Here is a 21,557-nt window from a genome sequence, read left to right as displayed (position 1 = left end):
TGCTCTTGCTGAGGGAAAAACTCTTCTCCTCATCTCCCTCATCTCCCTCATCCCCATTCTCTATTTCCTTTGACTTTTTAAAACTCCCGTTTCATGTTGTATGGGCAAGACATCCAAAATATCAGTTTGGGAACAATATTTTAAATCTTCTTGACAGTCAAGACGCAACAATCGTTGACCGTGACTAGCTTGGTGAAGTAATCCCAATAAGTTATTTTGCCATTGAGAGTAAAGAGCGATCGCACTAATTACTTCATCGTTACCAGCTAGTTCTTCTGCTGACAACTTGGTTTGTTGTAAAAGACTATGAGCGATCGCACCTGCACAAACTGTATCCTCTAAGGAAAAACTGCCTTCCCAACCTGAACCGACAATCCACACTGTCTTCGGTTGCAACTCTTGGAGAAATTGCACCACCGCCGCCCGGTTAATCAAGGCTGCTGCTAAGACATTTGGGGAGTCTTGCACCCGTTGTAAAGCACGAGTGCCATTTGTGGTACTGATAAACAAGCGCCGCCCCTGCACCAATTCAGGTGTGCAGTCGAGGGGAGAGTTACCCAACTCAAAGCCAGCTACTTTCGCGCCGCCGCGTTCTCCAGCCCGCAGACGTTTTTCAGCAGGCCATTTTTCGCTAACTTCAATTAACTGATCTAAATCGCTGAATACTTGTACAGCTTCGCCTCCAGCTGCCAAAACTGTCGCAATTGTGCTAGTGGCTCGCAAGACATCGACTGCGATCGCACATTCTGGCGCTTCATCCGTTGGAGTCAATTCAGGAGTGTGGTATACGAATAGCTTCACGCGCTGGATACACCTGCTTTAATACTACTGCCGCAAATAACATTCTACCTACTTGGTGTCACTAACTATAGTCACAATTACTCCCAAAGCATTTTTTACCATCAAAATGCACGATGTATGTCATTCAATACATAAATAGCAGTGGGGAGTAGCAAGTGGGGAAGAAACCTACTACGGATTTTAACTAAATCTTAAGAGTCCTTAATCCCTAATAAATACTCAAAAAGCCCATTTTTATGATTTTAGGCTTTCAGACTTGCAGCACTATCTTGTAATCTAAAACAAGAACCCACATTCCAAAAGGGGAAAAGTTACAGCTTCAAGATTACAGCACAAACCGACGGATATTCACTCATTCTCGACTCCCCATCGAAATCGCTATGGCACCTTTACCCGATTACCGCCCTAAACAACTATCTTTAGGGCCATTGGAAGCGGAAATTTTAAATATCATCTGGGAACTTGGTTCAGCCACAGTAAAGGATGTACACGATCGCATTCTCGCTGATCCCAACCGCGAATTAGCGTATACTTCTGTCACCACCGTCTTACGTCGCCTCACTGATAAAGGTTGGCTGGCCTGCGATAAGAAAGAGCGAGCATTCTATTGGCGACCAATGCTGAGTAAGCAGCAATCAGATGTGATCAAAGCTCACGAGCAGTTACAGCGATTTCTAGCGGTGGGGAATCCCGATGTTGTTGCTGCCTTTGCCGATAGCCTAGATGAAGCAGCTAGTGAGCAAATAGCAGCGATCGCCAAACGTATTCAATCTGCACGCCAAGCCAGGGAGGAACAATGATGCATCTGATCATGATTTTGAATGCTTTGGCAGTTGCCTGGTGGTTAAGATCCGCTTGGAATCAACACCAAGGTAGTTGGAGTTTGCGGTGGCGGCGATCGCTATTTTTGTTCCTCTTCCCCCCCTTGCTAATTTTCATGACTGCGATCGCTGTGCTGTTTATGGGGCCTCAAGGACAAATGGGCGGGATGTACACAGGCTCCGTCAGCTATGTAGTGGCATTAATTTATATGGCATTTTTTGCCATTTCATGCATTAAACTGGCCTTTCAGGGTTGGCAGTCTGTGGAATCTGCCCGTAACTGTCCTCTGGTGAATTTGGGGGATAAACGAGCCAGGTTACTGCAAACGGGCGCTTTGTTTGCGGGTCAAATTGGTTTTTGGCAACCAGAATTAGTGATTAGTCAGGGATTACTGCAAACTCTCTCACCCGCTCATTTAGAAAGCGTCTTAGCGCATGAGCAAGGGCATCAATATTATAGGGATACATTCTGGTTTTTTTGGCTGGGTTGGGTGCGTTCCTGTACTGCATGGTTGCCGAATACAGAGCCTTTGTGGGAAGAACTGTTATCTTTGCGCGAACTGCGTGCCGACGGTTATGCAGCATTACAGGTAGACCCTCTGGTATTAGCGGAATCACTTTTATTAGTGGTCAGTACCAGCCCAGTACTATCAGAAATTTGCTGTGCTGCATTGGGTTCCTCTGGTGCAGGCGATCGCTTAGAACAGAGAATAGAAGCTTTATTAGCGCCACCAAAAGCAACCCAAGAACCTCAATTGCAGTCCTGGCATGGTTTTCTTTTGGCGTTATTGCCTCTAGTGGCTGTGATATTTCATAGTTAAGTTCAATTTAGAAAGCTACTACAGCGCAAAGTCACGAGATTTGTAACAAACATCGTGATGTTAAGCCCAAACATCGTGATCTTAAGTCCAAACATCGTGATCTTAAGTCCAAACATCGTGATCTTAAGTCCAAACATCATGATCTTAAGTCCAAACATCGTGATGTTAAGCCCAAACATCGTGATGTTAAGCCCAAACATCGTGATGTTAAGCTAAAACACATCTAAGAAAGCATATTAAAATTTTCTCAATATCTTGTGGGGTGGGCGTCTCGCCCGCCCTGATCATGCAACTTAAATGCCGATTAGCTTATGAACAAATTAACAAAAGGCTTAAGAGGTTGTTTGAAAAGTCTAATTTATTACTCACCGGGCGACTAGAAGTCGCGGCTATACAGACAAAACCTGCCTCCGCAGGTTAAAAACCCTTGATTTTGTATTAGTCCACGGAGGTGGACTTTGTTTGTGTAGTAGCGTACTCCTACGGAGAAGCAAGCTACGCGTCAGCGTGCCGGAGGCTCTATTCTATTCGCCCCATACTTTTCAAACATCCTCTAAGCCCCAAGCCTTGTTAATTAAGATAGTAGCTGGATTTCGGGCGTGCTGTACTAGTGTAGCGATCGCTTATTCTTCTTCTAGCAACTGTTCTATATATTTTTGCACCAAAGGCACTTGAAAGGCATTGCCTTCTGGAGTCAAAATCTCTTTTCGCGCTAGTTTGCGGACAACGCCTTTGTCTTGCTGTGTGGGAGTTTCCCCGTGGATTAAACGTCGAAGTAAGTTGGATAATTTCATCTACAGCAATTGGTTCATAGATATCGCAGAAGTTCTCTACTGGCTAATGTCTTTATCGTCTTAAACTTGATATCTGATAAAAATATTTATTTGGCAAATGGGCCAATGTTCACTGCTACAAGTGCAGAACAGACCGTTAATGCGATCGCCACTTCCCTTAAGGAACGTGAAGTGAACTACTCCGCCGTAAGACGGACGGAGCTTCCCAATTCATCGGGAATAGCCTCCAGAACTCCGTAGTACTAGAAAGTCTAACATTCCCTCCAAGGGCAGAAGTCCTGGTTCCCAAGACCCAAATGTTCTTCTTGCAACATATACCTGTTAGCTTGGTTTTCGCTTATGGCATTGATGGTCAAGATACTATTTAGCTTACCAGAAAATTTTGGTGACTCGTCATACATCTGGGATTGATTTTTTACAAAGTAAAAAATCAATCCCAGATGCAATCCTTATCACCCGCTCACAATCCCCATCTTAGGAATACCTTGTTCGCGTAGCGTCTCGTAGAGAAGATTGGGACTTCCGCGACCCGTTAAATAAAATGCAAAACTTCATCCTGTATCTAGCTTCCCTCTCCTTTATAAGGAGAGGGATTGAGGGTGAGGTAATCCTGGACATCAGCACCCACAAACGCCACCAGTTTACTTCTGGCATCGTCTAGCAGGGGTTCCCACTCCCTACCAAAAAAGCGTAAGGGTTCCTGTTCCAACTGCGATGTCTAACGACAAGCCGCTTCTCTACGAGACGCTTTGCGTAGCTTGCTTCGACCTAGGAGTATGCGTCTACGCAGTCTTTGTTGAAATTCCAGCACTTGTTTAGGACAAGCACCAAAAGACCCATGATTCAGAAACGTCACATCTGGATCAAGCGACCATAGATTATCAACGGATAATCTAGAATCCAAAATCTAAAATTTAAACTTGCTAAACTCCCCAGGCTGGATTCGAACCAGCGACCAATCGATTAACAGTCGATCGCTCTACCACTGAGCTACTGAGGATCACTCACGATTTATAATCTTAGGGCTAAAAATAAGATTTGGCAAGTACTTTCGCCAATATTTTTTTTTAGATGCTTAATTATAGAAATTTTGCAGCCAAAATCCATTCAGGAACTTAAGCAGAGACTTCTGGATACCAATATCTACTGTAATCCCATTCGTAATTCAACCAGACGCTGCCGCGCCTTCGCATCAATGGCATTAGCTAAAAACCTACTCTTAGATTGTTTGCGCGTATGATATTTCTGTCGCATCCGGCAGACGGTAGCTTCCACTTCCCCACAGAGTTGTTGTGCCGACAACCATTCAGCCCCATACCCCTGTATCATCAACTGCTGTGCCCGATCTGATGTAGCAACAATCACACGAGAAATCAAAGATTGGGCTATTTCGTGGCGAAAAGACGCACAAGATTTTTCAATATAAGTATCTGCTGTCTGCCCAAAATCAGTGTAATAAACTGATAAAAGCTCAGTAATAATTTCTTTATTACTAGAGCAGTTCTGATATTGGGCATCAAAAACTATTTGAGTTGTATAACCTTGAAACGCACTATAACCAGTCATCGCTTCCACAAGTTCGCCCCGTGCTGCCTCTAGTCCAACACGATCACGCGTCTTTTTAAGGCAAGGCCAAGCGCCAATTATATTGTAGCCGTCCACCAACAAAACGGCTTGGAGTAAAGAACGAGACATGGTTTTTAATCACAATTTTCTAGAGTTTACAAAATTCATTCATAAGTTTTATAATAATTGATGCTTTGTGTGTAACACTATGCTACACAAAACAAAAAATACAGCAGCCTCACAAAACTCAAACTTAAGACAGACGTACCAACTAAAATGCGCCTTTTAAACCAAGGCGCATTGCAGTTCTTTTTCAGTAGTAGTGAGGATGAAGAGTGCTGAGTTAATAAGACTACCCATAAAGGGCGGAGCATGTACCGGGTGTGAAAGTCCTGAGTACTTTTTACCGAAACAGTGCTGTTAGATTTCTTCGGGGCGTTTAGGTATGGAGAATATTAAGGTTTGTGTCGAGATAGCTTGCAATCTCGACACAAATCTGTTTCGAGTAGTCAGTGCTGAGTCAAAAGATTCATAAGTATTACTTCTTACTCAGTTTTGAACAATTTAGTACTACTCCATCAGACGTTGTTTAAGGCGCTGGGCTTCACCCTGATCAACAAGAGAACCTTTTTCTAGTAAGAAAGCGCCGTCACAGTAATTTAACTCGTCTAATCGATGTGTCACCCACAGGGCTGTAATACCTCGGCTTTTGACGAGGCGGCGGACACCAGCAACTAAATCTAGCTGGCTATCTGGATCTAGTAAGGCAGTGGGTTCATCTAATAATAAGACTTCACAGCGACGGGCGATCGCACCAGCGATCGCGACTCGCTGTTTCTGTCCCCCAGAAAGTGCATAGATAGGGCGTCGTTGGAAGGTAAGCAAATTCACCGCCCCTAGCGCCTCCTCAACCCTTGCTCTGGTGGCAGCAGGTGGCAACTTTTCTTCTACTAATCCAAAAGCCACATCAGCACCAACCGTTGGCATTACCAGTTGATGATCAGGATTTTGGAAGACAAAGCCAACGGGGCGTAAAATCCGAATTGCGCCAGATTCAGGAGCTAATAGTCCCGCTAACAGTCTAAGTAAGGTTGATTTCCCACTGCCGTTTGTACCCAAGAGCATCCAAAATTCACCCTTGGGTACTTCTAAAGAGCAAGATTTGAGAACTTTCTCTCCATTAGGCCAGCTAAAATTTAGATCTTTGACCTCAATGCCCACTTGAGCCATTTGTCAACCTTGGTTACTCAGCAGCTACAGCGAAAAAGCCAGGTGGTCTGGCACCACCTGCGGTTGTACCATCTTTCTGAACAATCTGCACCCCAGAAATTTCACTAGCGCGGACAGCAATTTTCTTCTCTGTCTTGCCCTCGCACTTGAGTTCCACAATGTCAGGATTTCCTGAACGCATTGCTGCCAAAATTAGCTGATAGACAGCCTCAGCATCCTCTGTTGACTTACGTTGTACTGAGATCGGGAAAGCAGTGTTTTTGATGCTTAAGTCGATGGTAAACATTTAGCAATAATCTTTCTTTAACTGTAGGACTCATTTTAACGTCAGCTGAGTGATTCTAGGGAAAATGTCTCCCTTGTTCCCCTTGTCTTTCTTCTCTCCCCCTACTCCCCTCTTTCAAGGGTAGGTATTAAAAAAAGGGGCGGATAAGTGGGTAAAATACTTATGACATGGGGGGAAGCAGAAATACCAGGGTAAATATTGTTAAGTATTCAGGTGTGCAGGAGGCTAAATGCAGCTAGGAAAAATTGAGGAATTAAGAGATTGGACTTGAAAAGTCAGAGAAAAAATAAAGCACCTGACAAAGCCTCAAGCAGTTGTACTGGCAATGTAGACTAGCACTCTTGAGAATAATAATTCCTAACTCCTGACAAATGACAAATGACAACTGAACAAATGACAAAAATTCGTATTGGTAACGGCTACGATATTCACCAACTGGTGAGCGATCGCGCTTTAATTTTAGGTGGAATTCAAATTCCCCATGAACTGGGTTTATTGGGTCACAGTGACGCTGATGTGCTAACCCACGCGATTATGGATGCCATGCTTGGGGCGTTATCCTTAGGAGATATTGGTCATTATTTTCCGCCTAGCGATCCCAAATGGGCGGGAGCAGATAGTTTAGTACTATTAGCTCAAGTACATCAGCTAATTCGGGATCAAGGCTGGCAAGTGGGAAATATTGACTCGGTGGTAGTAGCAGAACGTCCGAAATTAAAACCGCATATTCACAATATGCGCGACAAACTAGCGGCGGTTTTAGAATTAGAACCAAATCAAATTGGCATTAAAGCTACCACCAACGAAAAATTAGGCCCCGTTGGACGCGAAGAAGGTATATGTGCTTATGCTGTTGTTTTACTAGTAGCTTCAGAGTAACATTTATTTGAAACAATCGGTAAAAATATCGAAGACTCACGAGGATAGCAGTGATAATTTACGTTGAAAATAATTTGTTGATGAGTATTGCTAAAGGGCAAGATTCACAAGCACAAGAATTACTGCAAAATACACCCTCTTGTTTACGTCTAGTAGTGCCAAGTATTTGTTTTGTAGAATCATTGACAACATTGGAACAAGAAGAAAAATATAATCTAGATTTCCTCAGGAAGTTAGATATACAAATTAATCAAGCAGAGCGAGATAATTCAGATAATGCACGATTACTACTGTCTCTCCTAGAGCAATCAAGAACTAGCTTTCTTGAACGAAATAACGAAGTTAAAGAACGTTTTGATGTAGCTTTTAATCAGCTTGTCAGCAAATCAGAAATGATTACATTAAGTACGGGTATTTTTCAAGAAACGTTAAATAGAGAAATTTTTGATAAGCACATTATAGATAGAGTGATCTTGGAGTGTATAATTTTTCATGCTGGCTTACATCCTAATGAAAATAAATTATTTTTAAGCGCTAATTCTAAAGAATTTGGCAGACGTGAAGTTATAGAGGTTTTACGAGAGAATGGCATTCAGTATTTCAATAAAACCCAAAACTTCCTTGGTTGGCTACAATCTCAATCAAATTAATTACACTATTCACATATTGAACTATGAAATCTTTTAGGAAAATATTTCTGGCAATTAAACATTTTTGGTTGCCAATAATTCTGACAGCAACAGCACTTACACTTACCGCCTGCAACCCAGCTAACTTCAAAAGCGCAGCTGCTCAAGTGCCGCAAGTCGTCACCGCAGTTTTGAGTGAGCCTTCAACTTTTAATTATGCTCTGAATGAATCAGCATATAGCGTTTTTGGCTTCCTCTATGATTCATTAATTAATGAGAATCCCATAACCACAAAACTAGAGCCTGCTTTAGCAGAAGCCTGGGAAGTTTCTAAAGATGGTCAGCGAATTGTGATCACCCTGCGATCAGGAATTAAATGGTCAGATGGTCAGCCAATGACTGCTGATGATGTTGTCTTTACTTATAACGAAATCTACCTGAATCCCAAAATTCCCACTTCTACCAAAGATGCCCTCAGAATTGGTGACAAGGGTAGTTTGCCAAAGGTTAAAAAAATCGATGAGCGTCGGGTTGAATTTACCATACAGGAACCGTTTGCTCCTTTTTTAAGATATGTAGGCGGCATCCCAATTATGCCAGCCCATGCTCTACAGGAAGCTATTCGCACAAATGGATCTGGTGGAAATCCTAAGTTCCTCTCAATGTGGGGAACAGGCACCGACCCTAAACAAATTGTTGGTAACGGCCCCTATGTGATGGAAAGTTACGTTTCCAGTCAGCGAGTTATATTTCGCCGTAATCCATACTACTGGCGCAAAGATGCTCAAGGTAATCCTCAGCCTTATATTGAGCGCATTGTTTGGCAAATTATTGAATCTACTGAAAACCAGTTGATTAGTTTTCGCTCTGGGCAATTGGATGATTTAGAAGTTCCTCCTGAAGGTTTTAGTTTGCTGAAGCGAGAAGAAAAACGGGCGAAGTTTGAAATTTATAACGGCGGGCCAGACACAAGTACGACTTTTATTGCTTTCAATCTTAGTAAAGCTAAGAATTCTCAGGGTAAACTTTTAGTAGACCCAATTAAATCTAGCTGGTTTAATAAAAAGGAATTCAGGCAGGCTATAGCCTATGCACTCGACCGCGAAACAATGAAAACAAATGCTTACCGGGGACTTGGTGAGCTACAAAATTCATTTGTTTATGTCAAAAGTCCCTACTTCCTCCCTCCCGAAAAAGGGTTAAAGGTCTATAATTATGAGCCAGATAAATCTAAAAAATTACTGTTACAATCTGGGTTCAAATATAACGCTCAAAATCAGCTTGTAGATGCTGATGGCAACCGAGTCAGGTTTACACTCTTAACGAATTCGGAAAGAAAAGTTAGAGGAGATATGGCATCTCAAATCAGGCGGGATCTCGCTAATATTGGGATTCAAGTAGATTTGCAAATTCTCAGCTTCAATTCCTATCTAGAAAAACTTAAAGTTACGCAGAATTGGGATTGTTACCTGGGAGGATTTGCTGGAGGCGGTATTGAACCCCACGGCGCTAGCAATATCTGGAGGATTGCTGGTGCGTCCCACGCATTTAATTTGGGGCCACAAGCGGGAGATCCACCCATAACTGGCTGGGTAGTTTCCGACTGGGAAAAGGAAATTGACAGCCTTTACATTAAAGGCGCACAGGTATTGGATGAAAACAAGCGCAAGGAAATTTATTACGAATATCAGCGCATCGCCTCAGAACAGTTGCCGTTTATTCATTTAGTTGAGAGGTTGAATCTGCAAGCAGTGCGCGATCGCTTTCAAGGAATTCAATATACTGCTCTTGGTGGCCCATTCTGGAATCTTTACGAACTGAAAGTAACCGATTAGGCATTAGTCATCACTAAAAATATCAGGAAAAATGACAAATGACCGATGAAAAAAGTTTGCGATCGCTCCTCGAAGCGGTTGCCAATGGTAAAGTTACGCCAGATACGGCATTAGACTCACTCAAAGATTTAACTTATGAATCTGTGGGCGAGTTTGCCAAAATTGACCACCATCGCCAGCTAAGAACAGGTTTCCCAGAGGTGATTTGGGGCCCTGGTAAAACTCCCGATCAAATTGCTCAAATTATCGAGGTGATGCGCCTCCGTAATCCGGTGGTGATGGCAACCCGCATTGAACCAGCAGTTTATGCCGCACTGCAATCAAAAGTTAGCGGTTTGCAATATTACGAATCGGCGCGAATTTGTGCGATCGCTCCCCCTACCATCGAACCACAATTTGCAGGTGAAATTGGCATTCTTTCTGCTGGTACGGCCGATTTACCCGTTGCTGAAGAAGCCGCTGTAACTGCTGAACTTTCTGGTTTGCGCGTCAAGCGCCTCTGGGATGTTGGCGTTGCTGGGATTCACCGCTTATTAAGTAACCGCCACCTGATTGAGTCAGCATCAGTGTTGATTGTCGTGGCGGGGATGGAAGGCGCTTTACCGAGCGTTGTTGCGGGTTTAGCGAGTTGTCCTGTGATTGCCGTACCCACCAGCATCGGTTATGGCGCAAGTTTTGGCGGTTTAGCACCTTTATTGACAATGCTTAACTCTTGTGCTGCGGGAGTAGGCGTAGTAAATATCGATAATGGTTTTGGTGCAGCAGTTTTGGCGGGGCAAATTTTGCGGACTGCCGAGAAATTGCGGTTGGCATCGGCTGCATCTTGAGTTAAGACATTAAAGTTATACTGCAAGTTTCAGTACACTGTCAGTAATGACTGTAAAAAATCAACTGATACTGAAATTTGCCACCCCCAACTTCTTAATCACCAAATATGAGCCATTACAGCGATTTGATATCTCAGTTATTTTGGCAGTTGCCTGTAAATTTGACAGCACTAGCACAAACAATTACTGATCCAGACGTTATGGGTCAGATTCAAAAAGCTTGGAGCCACTTTATACAGACAGGTCAAGTCTGGGCATTGTTGATTGGTTTAGTCATTGGCTATATGATTCGGAATCTAACTAGCTACGGTTAAATCTAGGGGGGAGTGGGGAATAGGGAGTAGGGAGTAGGGAAATCAGGAAAATTGTCTTCCTCTTCTTCCTAAATCATCATTTCCCATTCCCCACTCCCCACTCCCCACTCCCCTCATAATATTTATGACCAAAGAAGAAACTTGGAGCCAGCGATTTGAATCAGCGTTGCATCCAGCGATCGCTCGTTTTAATGCCAGTATAGGTTTTGATATTGAATTAATAGAATATGACCTCACGGGTTCTCAAGCTCATGCTAAAATGCTCGCTCACACGGGCATTATCTCCCAACAAGAAGGAGAACAACTGGTTGCCGGTTTGGAGCAAATTCGCCAAGAGTACCGCCAGCGTAAATTTCAGCCTGGTGTTGATGCTGAAGATGTACATTTTGCAGTTGAACGACGACTGACAGAAATTGTCGGCGATGTCGGTAAAAAGCTGCATACGGCGCGATCGCGTAATGACCAAGTTGGCACCGATACCAGACTCTACCTCCGCGACCAAATCCAGCAAATCAAAAGCGAATTGCGAGAATTTCAAGGCGTTTTATTAGATATAGCCGAAAAGCACGTTGAAACCCTGATTCCTGGCTATACTCACCTACAACGCGCCCAACCCCTGAGTTTAGCTCATCACCTCTTGGCATACTTTCAAATGGCGCAACGCGACTGGGAACGCTTAGGAGATGTTTCTCGCCGCGTCAATATCTCACCTTTGGGATGCGGTGCTTTAGCGGGAACGACTTTCCCCATTGACCGCCACTACACAGCCAAACTCTTGAATTTTGACGATATTTATGCTAACAGCCTTGATGGAGTCAGCGATCGCGATTTTGCGATCGAATTCTTGTGTGCTGCTAGCTTGATTATGGTTCACCTCAGCCGTCTTGCAGAAGAAGTCATTCTTTGGTCATCTGAAGAGTTCCGTTTTGTCACCCTCAAAGATAGCTGTGCCACGGGTTCCAGTATCATGCCCCAAAAGAAAAACCCCGACGTACCAGAATTGGTGCGGGGGAAAACAGGACGTGTATTCGGTCATCTCCAAGCGATGTTAGTAATTATGAAGGGGCTACCCCTGGCATATAACAAAGACCTACAAGAAGATAAAGAAGGTCTATTTGATAGCGTCAACACAATCAAAGCCTCTCTAGAAGCGATGACGATTTTGCTTAGGGAAGGCTTGGAATTTCGTACCCAGCGCTTGGCATCAGCCGTGACGGAAGATTTTTCCAATGCTACCGATGTAGCAGATTATCTGGCAGCACGGGGTGTCCCTTTCCGGGAAGCTTACAACCTTGTGGGTAAGGTGGTAAAAACTAGTATTGCCGCAGGTAAACTCCTGAAAGATTTGAAATTAGAGGAGTGGCAACAAATACATCCGGCATTTGCAGCAGATATTTATCAGGCAATATCCCCTCGTCAAGTTGTGGCAGCCCGCAACAGTTACGGTGGTACTGGCTTTCTACAAGTAAGCAAAGCACTCATAACCGCCCGCGCTCAAATCGCTGTCGAGTAATAAATAAGGGCGTACAAATGTGCGCCCTAAAAACTAAATAAACCAAATAACAAGGATTTAAGCAGGCAGCTTATTCAGTGTCAGCTGCTGCTGCGCCTTCTTCTTCCTCACTCTTTGGTGGTCTTTGTTGGAACCTTCTCTGCATTCTTCCTGTCGTAGTCCGTTTACGAAACTTTCTGGCATACGCCTGGTTCCGTAGCGCCTTTTCTTTTTTCGGGTTACGGCGCTTGGCCATGTTCACCTCATTAATAAACAACAAAAAAGTAGCAACTAGGCATCACGTAGGCAATATCAGTTACCAATGTTATTGATATTTGTAGCCTAGTGCAGCAATCAATACGCTTTAAACAATGTACTAGTCTACCGCATTCAACCTTATTGTGTCAATAAAAATTTATAATTATTCCCACCACCTAGAGGAAAAATACCTTTTCTTAGATTCAAATCCATCAAAGACATTTGACACTCCCCGCCATAAATGGACGGGGATTCTTGGTTCAACGAGACCACTTAAACTAGGTTCCTTGCGTTACCTAGCCCAGAGGTGGGACTCTCCCCAAGCGTTAACTTTGGGTATGCCCTACCCTAGTTGCATTGCTGAGGCAGTGCGTTGGGCGGCTATGCCGACAGCCAAGCAACTGCCGTGCAAGTCCTGTGAAGGTTTGAAACTATTTGTTTCAAAAATCTGAGTCGTCTAGCTCCTATAAATTTTTTACTTACTGCTAGGAACAAACTAGAACAATGCAGTAGAACCGCATAGATTTAATTGTCAAGGTAAGCGTGCTTTGTCTTTCAACAGCTAGGTTTTTTAAGTGGTTGATTACCTTTCCACTATAATTAGTGTAGCACATTAGTACACTAAATGCTTGAAAAACAGTTGCACGTTAGAGTTTCACTCTTAAGAGATGAAAGCCATTGAGCGATACGCAAAAAAAGCAAAGCGAACCAAAACAGATATTATCAGGGAGTTTCTTCGATCACTGATAGAACAAAAGCCGTCCTAGAAGGACAGGGCTTTAAACCCATTAATTTCGGTAAATTAGCTAACTAGTTGTTGTTCTGGGAATAAACCAATCCATATTATCAAGAATTTAGGTGGCGGTCTTAAACTCCGCTTAATTTTCTCTTCTCAATTCTGAATTATGGATTATAGCTTATCATTCAGATTACTTTTTTGAATGTGTGCTGAAAAAGTATTAGTGATAGCTGGTTTACGCAAGGCTAATGTTAGTTATAAACTGAAAAGGTTTCTGATTTAAAAAATATTATGTATATATGAATACAGTGCTTCTCTTGAAACTTGATGTTAGAATTAACAATATTCTACGTAAATCGTGAGAATAAAATCTCAACCCACAAACATCTTTGTATAAAACAAAACTCAATAAAAATTTTATCAGTTGAGTCTATGTAAGTGGTAGAGAACTATGGAATACAATACATAAATTTTGAAGATTGAACGTTATTGCTTTTTTTCCGGCAGCTGTCCAGTCCACACGTAGCTTATGGCGTATTGGACAAACAGTATTGGGTATTATATTTCGTCATCCCATTACTGGCACTAGTATCATCCCAATTTTACCCGATGGCCGGATAGTACTGATTCGGCGACGTGATGATGGTCTTTGGGCATTGCCTGGAGGCATGGTGGATTGGGGAGAAGATATTCCCAACACAGTCCGCCGAGAATTGATGGAGGAAACGGGGTTAGAAGTGGTGAAAATTAATCGTTTGGTAGGAGTTTACTCCGCACCAGACCGCGATCCCAGAATCCATTCAATTTGTATTGTGGTTGAAGCCGAGGTGCATGGGACAATGGAGATTAAGGATACTTTGGAAGTCATGGAAATCCAAGCTTTCTGTCCGAATTTCCTACCTTCAGGACAGATGTCTCACGACCATACCCGGCAGTTGCAAGACTACTTGAAGGGCTTGACAACATTGGCATAATAATATTTTGTCATTAGTGATTTGTTTTTTGTCAGATGCTAATGACTATTTATTATGGTGCTAAAAGTTAACTAGTAATTTAAAATGGATACACTATTCCGTAACTCCCGGAGAAAGCTTTCTCAAGGGCTGATATTCTGGCGTGAAGTCGGTGAAAAAACTCCTATAATTTTTTTACATGGTGCTTGGAATGAGAGCAGTCAATGGTTATCTGTGATGGAGTCTCTTGCACAGGATTTCCATTGCTTCGCACCTGATTTGTTAGGGTTTGGTGAATCAGAAAATCCGAATATCCACCATTCGATAGATTTACAAGTAGAGTGTTTAGCTGAATTCGTGCAAGCTGTCAAGCTAGAAAAAGTATATTTAGTAGGGCATTCTCTTGGCGGTTGGATTGCTGCTAGTTATGCCTTAAAGTATCCAGAAAAAGTTGATGGTGTGGTATTGCTAGCACCAGAGGGTGTAGAGATAGCAGGACAAGAAGAGTATTGCCGGAAAATGCGGCGATTATTGAATTATCCAGCACTAATAGTAAAATTGTTGCGATCGCTAACTCCCTTCAGTAAAATTCTGGGTTGGCATGAAAAAATTGCCCAAGACTTGCAATTACGTCAAGAGTTGTTGCGTTACCCCATAGGTTGCCAGTTACTTTTCAAACGGCGACAAGCAGAAATTGAGGCGGAATTAGTGCAAAAGCAGCTTTACATGATAGATGTCCCGGTTTTGATTTTACAAGGTGGCCAAGATACACCCGATGCTTTAGCCAAGAGCCGGGTTTATACTCAACTGATGCCGAAAGTTGAGTTGAAAATGATTGCCCATGCTGGAAACGATTTACCAGAATCTTGTGCTGGGGTTGTGGCGATCGAGATTCGAGATTTTATTTTCAGATTTTGCCCTTGATTTTTCTCTGATGAGAGTTATGAAATAGCCCTATTTACGACTACCAAGTGTGAAGAATGTTTAGAAATAGATTGGTATAAAACACAATTTTTAATTGTGAAATTGGTAGCAATTAGACGGATGATAAAGTCACCAGAAAAATCCAACAAGGATATTTTAGAGTGAAATATCATCTGACAAAATCCTATAAGCTGTTAGTTCTTTTTGTCTGTACGACGTTGTTTGTCTTTTTCGGTCAGATAGTTATTGCTCAGAGTAACTATAATTTCGGCAATCAAGGCCAGCAAAGAGTAGAACTGATTGTGGGTAGCGATTTCATCGTTACTATGAACAAGGCACAACCCGTCATTCAGAATGGGGCAGTCGCCATTAGGGATGGCAAAATTGTTGCGGTAGACACACAATACAAAATCATGGCATCTTACAGAGCCGACAGGACGCTTCCAGGCGAGGGTCTGGTGTTGATGCCGGGTCTTGTCAATGGTCACTCTCACTCAGCAATGGTTCTGTTTCGCGGTCTTGCAGACGACTTAGCGTTAGAGGATTGGCTTCAGAATTACATCTTCCCAGCAGAAGGGAAATTCGTTGATCAAAATTTTGTCCGCGTTGGCGAACAGCTTGCTTGCTGGGAGATGATACGTGGTGGTACAACAACCTTTGTTGATATGTACTTTCAGCCGGATGTCGCTGCCAAAGTCGTTAATGAATGCGGCTTACGCGCCATTATTGCGCCCTCGTCAATAGATTTTCCTAGCCCTGGTTTCAAAGGATGGGATGATGCCTTTGCCTCGGCGATAAATTTTGTGAAACGTTGGAAAGGCAAGAACGAACGTATAGTACCAGCTATTGCTGCACACGCTCCCTACACCGTCTCGCCAGAGCATCTGGGACAGGCTATTCAGGCTGCGCGTCAATACGATGTCCCGTTGACGATTCACCTGGCAGAGACACAAACTGAAGTTAAAGATGTGCAGCAGCGCTATAATGCAACCCCAGTAAAACATCTAGAAAATCTGGGTTTTCTGGAGCCGCGTGTATTTGCCGCACACGTTGTCTGGCCTAACGCAAGTGAAATCGCCCTGCTGGCCAAACGCGGTGTTGGTGTTATCCACAATCCTGACTCGAATTTGAAACTGGCTTCTGGCTTTGCGCCGATTCCGGCGATGCTGAAAGCCGGAATTAAGGTTGGTCTAGGTACGGATGGAGCGGCGTCGAATAACACTCTTGATATGTGGAAGGCAATTCGCCTCACCGCCCTCATCCATAAAGGGACTACCCTTGACCCCACTGCTGTACCGGCTAAGACAGTTTTGCGTATGGCAACACTTGGCGGTGCAGAAGCACTCGGCTTATCAAATAAAATTGGTGCAATTAAGGTGGGACTTCAAGCAGACCTAATTCAAGTCCAGCTTAAAGAACCACACTTGCTCCCGCTTTACGATGTCATTTCCCATCTGGTTTATGCAGCAGATGCCCAAGATGTTGATACTGTGATTGTAAATGGGCAAGTTCTAATGCAAAAACGTCAGATGCTCACGCTTGACCCTGAGAGGATTCGCCGTGAAGCTACTTCCATTGCCCAGAGGATAAAAGCTGAATTCCGACCCACTAATTAATTAATTCGTAATTCGTAATGGGCTACGCCCCGCTACGCTAACGTAATTCGTAATTTTCGGGTTTAAATCTCCCACAAAATTATAAGATTGGTGTAATTGAATTAGTTGGGGATTTATACTTTAACTAATTCAATTATTAATTATGAATTACGACTTGTTTTAATAAATCTAAGCTTCTTTGGGTATAACTGAGAGCAGTTTTACTATTTCCCGCATTCCCCAAAAGATTAAATTTGGTTCTACAATTAATCGTGCGGCAATTTCAGGATATAAGGTTTGCAGATAGTTAATTAATAAAGTGCGATCGCCTCCTTTAATCGCAATCTTCCCATCAGGAAATAACTGCAACCACGCTTCAATAAAATCTTTAATACCAGCTAATATTGTATAAATAACTCCACTTTGAATTGCTTCTGTAGTATTAAGTGCAAAACGTGGTGGTAGAGACGCAATATTTTGCACTTCTACTAATGGTAATTGTCCTGTTTTTTGACCGAGAGTTGCAAATTGCAAACCTAATCCCGGCAAAATTGCACCTCCAACTAGACACTGATTAGCATCCGCAGCCGTAAAAGTTAGCGCTGTCCCAGCATCAATCACCAACATTGGAAAACCCCAAGTTTTTCCCGCACCCCACAAAGCTAAAGCGCGGTCAATTCCTAGTGTGGGATAAACACCTTTTAGCGGCACTTGGTCTAATGTAATAACATGAGTATTTGGGTAAGTTTGCCAAATAGCAGTTTGACTGGGAACTACAGAGGCGACGAAGAGAGGACAGAGGGGCAAAGTGTTTGTTAGAGATTCACCTTGTGGAAAAATTTTCTCTAGTAAATCATTCAGGGTTTGACATTCAGCCAGGTGTTGTATAACAGACTCAGGAAGATAGTCACTATCCCAAGCTGAGTAAAGCGTCTCGCCAATAAACAACGCCCAATGCAGCCGGGAATTCCCAATTTCCAACGCTAGCCAAATTTCCTCTCTGTGCCTCTGCGGTTTCACTGTTTTAACTTTTTTAAGTCAGCTATAGGTTTTTTAATAAAAATTAACATTCAAGCCGTGTCACAATAAAACTAGAGGAACAAATACTCATTGTGTTAAGGAGGGGGGTTATGGTAGCGCTCACCGAAAAAACTGAAAAACGGCTCACCCTACAGCAGGTGGAAATCGCTCAAGAGACGACGGCTATTCGTTCTTTGGATTGGGATCGCGATCGCTTCGATATTGAGTTTGGTTTGCAAAACGGTACTACTTATAACTCGTTTCTCATCCGTGGGGAGCAGACTGCTTTAGTTGATACCTCCCACGAAAAGTTTCGTGAACTATATTTTGATACGCTTACCGGACTAATCAAGCCAACAGATATTGATTATTTGATTATCAGCCACACCGAGCCAGACCACAGTGGTTTAGTTAAAGATTTGTTGCAAATGGCTCCAGAAATTACCGTTGTCGGCTCTAAAGTGGCGATTCAGTTTCTTGAGGATTTCGTACATCAGCCATTCAAACGGCGGATTGTGAAAAATGGCGATCGCTTAGATTTGGGCAATGGTCATGAATTTGAATTCGTGATTGCTCCAAATTTACATTGGCCAGATACCATTTTCAGCTTCGACCACAAAACCCAAATTCTCTATACCTGCGATGCCTTTGGGTTGCACTATTGCTCAGATAGCACCTTTGATGAAGACTTAGCAGCTATCGAAGAAGACTTTCATTACTACTACGATTGCTTGATGGGGCCGAATGCACGGTCTGTTTTGTCTGCCCTGAAGCGGATGGCGGAACTAAAAACCATCAGGATGATTGCCACAGGACACGGGCCATTATTATCCCATAATGTTGAGGAATTAGTTGGACGTTACCGCACTTGGAGCCAAACACAAACCAAGGCAGAAACAGCAGTTGGGATATTTTACGTTTCCGAATACGGATATAGCGATCGCCTGGTGCAAGCAATTGCCAACGGCATCGGTAAAACTGGTGTTGCCGTGGAAATTGTCGATTTGGGATCTGAAGTCGATTTACAAGAACTGCGGGAACTAGTTAGCCGTTGTGCTGGGCTAATCGTTGGTCTACCTCCGGCTTCTGGCGCTGCGAGCATCCAATCTGCACTCAGCACAGTTTTAGGATCTGCCAAAGAAAAGCAAGCTATCGGCGTGTTTGAAACTGGCGGTGGCGATGATGAACCGATAGATCCTTTGGTGAGTAAATTCCGCAATTTGGGTTTGGCAACGGTTTTTCCAGCGATTCGGATTAAAGAAACACCCACAGAAAATACTTACAAGCTATGTGAAGAAGCGGGTACAGACTTAGGGCAATGGGTAACACGCGATCGCAGCATCAAAGCCATGAAATCCCTTGGTGCTGATTTAGATAAAGCATTAGGTAGACTTAGCGGCGGACTATATATTATTACTGCCAAAAAAGGCGATGTTTCCAGTGCGATGTTAGCCTCCTGGGTTGCTCAAGCCAGCTTCAAACCCTTGGGATTTTCCATTGCAGTAGCCAAAGATCGGGCAATTGAATCACTCATGCAAGTAGGCGATCGCTTTGTTCTCAACATCTTAGAAGAAGGCAATTTCCAACCACTAATGAAGCACTTTTTGAAACGGTTCGCCCCTGGTGCAGATCGCTTTGAAGGTGTGAGAACCCAGCCAGCCGAAAATGGTGCCCCCATCCTCAACGACGCCCTCGCTTACATGGAGTGCGAAGTTGTTAGTAGAATGGATTGTGGCGACCATTGGGCAGTATACAGCACCGTCTACGCTGGACGAGTTTCTAAACCAGAAGCTTTGACTGCTGTGCATCACCGTAAAGTTGGAAACCACTACTAATTTTGGATTTTGGATTTTGGATTTTAGATTAATAATCCAAAATCCATAACCTTTGAATAAAGCATTTCTGTAGTATAGCCCTGCCTACTTAATATCCAGAATTTGGATCTTTAATTAACAATCCAAAATGTAAAATCTAAAATCTAAAATTGTTTCAGCCATGCCAGAAAATAAACCTCGTGATGTTCAAGTTTATCCAATAGCTACAAATACAAGAATACTGCGATCGCGCAGTTGGTCAAGGCTCAGATTTGAAATTGAATATGCCCTTGCTAAGGGTACAACTGCTAATTCTTATTTAATCGAAAGCGAGAAAACTGCCATTATTGACCCTCCAGGGGAAACGTTTACAGAAATTTATTTAAAAGCCTTGCAGCAGCGTTTCCATCTCGAAGAGTTAGATTATGTAATTTTGGGGCACGTAAATCCTAACCGCGCTGCAACTTTAAAAGCTTTGTTGAAAATTGCCCCGCAAATCACTTTTGTTTGTTCTAATCCAGGTGCGATAAATTTACGTGGGGCGCTGGAAAACCCAGATTTGCAAATTCTGATCATGCGAGGCGACGAAACTCTAGATTTGGGCAACGGGCATAATTTACAATTTATTCCCACACCCAACCCCCGCTATGCAGATCAACTTTGCACCTACGATCCCCAAACAGAAATTCTGTACACAGATAAGTTATTTGGGGCGCATGTTTGCGGAGATCAGGTATTTGATGAAGGCTGGGAAATATATAACGAAGATCGGCGCTATTATTTTGATTGCCTCATGGCTCCCCACGCCCGTCAAGTTGAAACAGCGCTGGATAAACTCGCTGATTTTCCCGTGCGAATGTATGCCAATGGACATGGGCCTTTGGTGCGCTATGGCTTAATCGACCTAACCAAAGCTTATCGCCAATGGAGTCAACAGCAAACATCTGCTGACTTGACAGTAGCGTTGATTTATGCATCAGCCTATGGAAATACGGCAACATTAGCCCAAGCGATCGCTCGTGGGATCACAAAAGCTGGAGTTGCCGTAGAATCGATTAACTGCGAATTTACTGAACCAGAAGAAATCCGTGCTGCTGTGGAAAAAGCTGGTGGTTTCATCATCGGTTCTCCTACCCTTGGCGGACATGCACCGACACCTGTGCAAACAGCTTTAGGAATTGTGCTATCCACCGCTACTAACAATAAACTCGCTGGTGTTTTTGGTTCCTTTGGCTGGAGTGGGGAAGCGGTTGATTTAATTGAGGGTAGATTAAAAGATGCTGGCTATCGGTTTGGTTTTGGCACCATCCGCGTAAAATTCAAACCCGACGATGCTACTCTACAATTGTGTGAAGAAGCCGGAACCGACTTTGCCCAAGCACTGAAGAAAGCTAGAAAAGTGCGCTCGCCAAGTCAACCTGCAACAAGTGTAGAACAAGCGGTTGGTCGGATTGTCGGTTCTCTTTGTGTTCTCACAGCAAAAGAAGGCGATCGCTCCAGTGCCATGTTAGCCTCTTGGGTGTCTCAGGCTAGCTTTAGTCCCCCTGGTTTAACCATAGCTGTAGCTAAAGACCGCGCAGTAGAAACACTGACACATACGGGAAACAAATTTGTCCTTAACATTCTCAAAGAAGGGAATCATTTGGGATTGATGAAGCACTTCCTCAAACCCTTTGGCCCAGGACAAGACAGATTTGCTGATGTCGCCGCCGAAGAAGCTGAAAACGGTTCTCCCATACTTACAAATGCCCTAGCATATCTTGAATGTTCCGTACAAAACCGGATGGAATCTGGCGATCACTGGCTAGTTTATGCCACTGTGGAGAATGGCAAATTGTTAGATAGTGATGGCGTTACAGCTGTACATCATCGCAAATCGGCAACTCATTATTAATTGGGAATCGGGCATGAGGTATGAGTTGACATACTCTCCGGCGTGAACGCACGGAGATTCTTGAC

The 21,557-nt window shown here is 43.3% G+C and carries 21 protein-coding genes, 1 tRNA gene and 1 pseudogene; 14 read left to right on the top strand and 9 right to left on the bottom strand.

Annotated elements, in window-relative coordinates:
* Positions 1-60 precede the first annotated feature (60 nt).
* On the bottom strand, positions 61-801 hold the full coding sequence (locus tag HWQ23_RS20800; protein WP_292832135.1) for a 2-phosphosulfolactate phosphatase family protein: 741 nt from the start codon (positions 799-801) through the stop codon (positions 61-63).
* 380 nt (positions 802-1,181) lie between these two features.
* On the opposite strand from HWQ23_RS20800, the gene HWQ23_RS20795 reads away from it, so the two are divergent.
* Together HWQ23_RS20795 and HWQ23_RS20790 are read left to right on the top strand one after the other, a co-directional pair.
* Complete coding sequence (locus tag HWQ23_RS20795) at positions 1,182-1,601, top strand: BlaI/MecI/CopY family transcriptional regulator (RefSeq protein ID WP_099102645.1); 420 nt, start codon at positions 1,182-1,184, stop codon at positions 1,599-1,601.
* Positions 1,601-2,443, top strand: coding sequence for a M56 family metallopeptidase (locus HWQ23_RS20790; protein ID WP_292832425.1), 843 nt, complete (start codon positions 1,601-1,603; stop codon positions 2,441-2,443). The genes HWQ23_RS20795 and HWQ23_RS20790 overlap by 1 nt, the downstream gene beginning before the upstream one ends.
* A 623-nt stretch (positions 2,444-3,066) precedes the next feature.
* Here HWQ23_RS20790 and HWQ23_RS20785 read toward each other — a convergent pair.
* Positions 3,067-3,237, bottom strand: a complete 171-nt coding sequence (locus HWQ23_RS20785) for a hypothetical protein (RefSeq protein WP_292832132.1) — start codon at positions 3,235-3,237, stop codon at positions 3,067-3,069.
* 9 nt (positions 3,238-3,246) lie between these two features.
* Between HWQ23_RS20785 and HWQ23_RS20780 the strand changes: the two genes are divergently transcribed.
* Positions 3,247-3,477 carry a hypothetical protein gene (locus tag HWQ23_RS20780; protein WP_292832129.1) on the top strand — a complete coding sequence of 77 codons (231 nt, stop codon included), beginning with the start codon at positions 3,247-3,249 and terminating at the stop codon, positions 3,475-3,477.
* Positions 3,478-3,844: 367 nt separating this feature from the next.
* On the opposite strand, the pseudogene HWQ23_RS20775 reads toward HWQ23_RS20780, so the two are convergent.
* The 5 genes and pseudogenes from HWQ23_RS20775 to HWQ23_RS20755 all read right to left on the bottom strand — a co-directional run.
* A pseudogene (locus tag HWQ23_RS20775) lies at positions 3,845-4,141 on the bottom strand (hypothetical protein); the annotation flags it as partial.
* 24 nt (positions 4,142-4,165) lie between these two features.
* Positions 4,166-4,237 (bottom strand) — tRNA-Asn (locus HWQ23_RS20770).
* Between the two features lie 143 nt (positions 4,238-4,380).
* Positions 4,381-4,932 carry an NYN domain-containing protein gene (locus HWQ23_RS20765; protein WP_292832126.1) on the bottom strand — a complete coding sequence of 184 codons (552 nt, stop codon included), beginning with the start codon at positions 4,930-4,932 and terminating at the stop codon, positions 4,381-4,383.
* 441 nt (positions 4,933-5,373) lie between these two features.
* Positions 5,374-6,033, bottom strand: a complete 660-nt coding sequence (locus tag HWQ23_RS20760) for an ABC transporter ATP-binding protein (RefSeq protein WP_292832123.1) — start codon at positions 6,031-6,033, stop codon at positions 5,374-5,376.
* A 13-nt stretch (positions 6,034-6,046) separates the two neighbouring features.
* Positions 6,047-6,319 carry a UPF0367 protein family gene (locus HWQ23_RS20755; protein ID WP_292832120.1) on the bottom strand — a complete coding sequence of 91 codons (273 nt, stop codon included), beginning with the start codon at positions 6,317-6,319 and terminating at the stop codon, positions 6,047-6,049.
* A gap of 393 nt (positions 6,320-6,712) precedes the next feature.
* Here HWQ23_RS20755 and ispF point away from each other — a divergent pair, with 393 nt between their 5' ends.
* From ispF to argH, 6 genes are all read left to right on the top strand, one after another.
* Positions 6,713-7,198 (top strand): 2-C-methyl-D-erythritol 2,4-cyclodiphosphate synthase, encoded by a 486-nt coding sequence (gene ispF, locus HWQ23_RS20750; protein ID WP_292832422.1) that lies wholly within the window; start codon positions 6,713-6,715, stop codon positions 7,196-7,198.
* A 50-nt stretch (positions 7,199-7,248) separates the two neighbouring features.
* On the top strand, positions 7,249-7,848 hold the full coding sequence (locus HWQ23_RS20745; RefSeq protein WP_292832117.1) for a PIN domain-containing protein: 600 nt from the start codon (positions 7,249-7,251) through the stop codon (positions 7,846-7,848).
* 23 nt (positions 7,849-7,871) lie between these two features.
* Positions 7,872-9,662 (top strand): ABC transporter substrate-binding protein, encoded by a 1,791-nt coding sequence (locus HWQ23_RS20740; protein ID WP_292832114.1) that lies wholly within the window; start codon positions 7,872-7,874, stop codon positions 9,660-9,662.
* Positions 9,663-9,700: 38 nt separating this feature from the next.
* Complete coding sequence (gene larB, locus HWQ23_RS20735) at positions 9,701-10,489, top strand: nickel pincer cofactor biosynthesis protein LarB (protein WP_292832111.1); 789 nt, start codon at positions 9,701-9,703, stop codon at positions 10,487-10,489.
* Between the two features lie 107 nt (positions 10,490-10,596).
* Positions 10,597-10,803 carry a hypothetical protein gene (locus HWQ23_RS20730; protein WP_292832108.1) on the top strand — a complete coding sequence of 69 codons (207 nt, stop codon included), beginning with the start codon at positions 10,597-10,599 and terminating at the stop codon, positions 10,801-10,803.
* Between the two features lie 124 nt (positions 10,804-10,927).
* Positions 10,928-12,316 (top strand): argininosuccinate lyase, encoded by a 1,389-nt coding sequence (argH, locus tag HWQ23_RS20725; protein WP_292832105.1) that lies wholly within the window; start codon positions 10,928-10,930, stop codon positions 12,314-12,316.
* A gap of 70 nt (positions 12,317-12,386) precedes the next feature.
* On the opposite strand, the gene HWQ23_RS20720 is transcribed toward argH, so the two are convergent.
* A complete protein-coding gene (locus tag HWQ23_RS20720) occupies positions 12,387-12,551 on the bottom strand; it encodes a hypothetical protein (RefSeq protein WP_167407613.1) in 165 nt (54 codons plus the stop codon).
* A gap of 1,220 nt (positions 12,552-13,771) precedes the next feature.
* Here HWQ23_RS20720 and HWQ23_RS20715 point away from each other — a divergent pair.
* The 3 genes from HWQ23_RS20715 to HWQ23_RS20705 all read left to right on the top strand — a co-directional run bounded on the left by HWQ23_RS20715 (position 13,772) and on the right by HWQ23_RS20705 (position 16,785).
* Positions 13,772-14,266 carry an NUDIX hydrolase gene (locus HWQ23_RS20715; protein WP_292832102.1) on the top strand — a complete coding sequence of 165 codons (495 nt, stop codon included), beginning with the start codon at positions 13,772-13,774 and terminating at the stop codon, positions 14,264-14,266.
* Between the two features lie 84 nt (positions 14,267-14,350).
* On the top strand, positions 14,351-15,169 hold the full coding sequence (locus tag HWQ23_RS20710) for an alpha/beta fold hydrolase (RefSeq protein WP_292832099.1): 819 nt from the start codon (positions 14,351-14,353) through the stop codon (positions 15,167-15,169).
* A 161-nt stretch (positions 15,170-15,330) separates the two neighbouring features.
* Positions 15,331-16,785, top strand: coding sequence for an amidohydrolase (locus HWQ23_RS20705; protein ID WP_292832096.1), 1,455 nt, complete (start codon positions 15,331-15,333; stop codon positions 16,783-16,785).
* A gap of 168 nt (positions 16,786-16,953) precedes the next feature.
* On the opposite strand, the gene HWQ23_RS20700 is transcribed toward HWQ23_RS20705, so the two are convergent.
* Positions 16,954-17,784, bottom strand: a complete 831-nt coding sequence (locus HWQ23_RS20700; RefSeq protein ID WP_292832093.1) for a pantothenate kinase — start codon at positions 17,782-17,784, stop codon at positions 16,954-16,956.
* A 110-nt stretch (positions 17,785-17,894) separates the two neighbouring features.
* On the opposite strand from HWQ23_RS20700, the gene HWQ23_RS20695 reads away from it, so the two are divergent.
* Both HWQ23_RS20695 and HWQ23_RS20690 read left to right on the top strand, forming a co-directional pair.
* On the top strand, positions 17,895-19,619 hold the full coding sequence (locus tag HWQ23_RS20695) for a diflavin flavoprotein (protein ID WP_292832090.1): 1,725 nt from the start codon (positions 17,895-17,897) through the stop codon (positions 19,617-19,619).
* Positions 19,620-19,779: 160 nt separating this feature from the next.
* Entirely contained in the window at positions 19,780-21,492 is a 1,713-nt protein-coding gene (locus HWQ23_RS20690) for a diflavin flavoprotein (protein WP_292832087.1), read from the top strand.
* Positions 21,493-21,557: the final 65 nt, after the last annotated feature.

This window comes from Nostoc sp. JL33 (genome assembly GCF_017114985.1).
Classification (GTDB): Bacteria; Cyanobacteriota; Cyanobacteriia; order Cyanobacteriales; family Nostocaceae; genus Nostoc.
This window is presented reverse-complemented; position numbering and strand designations above follow the sequence as displayed.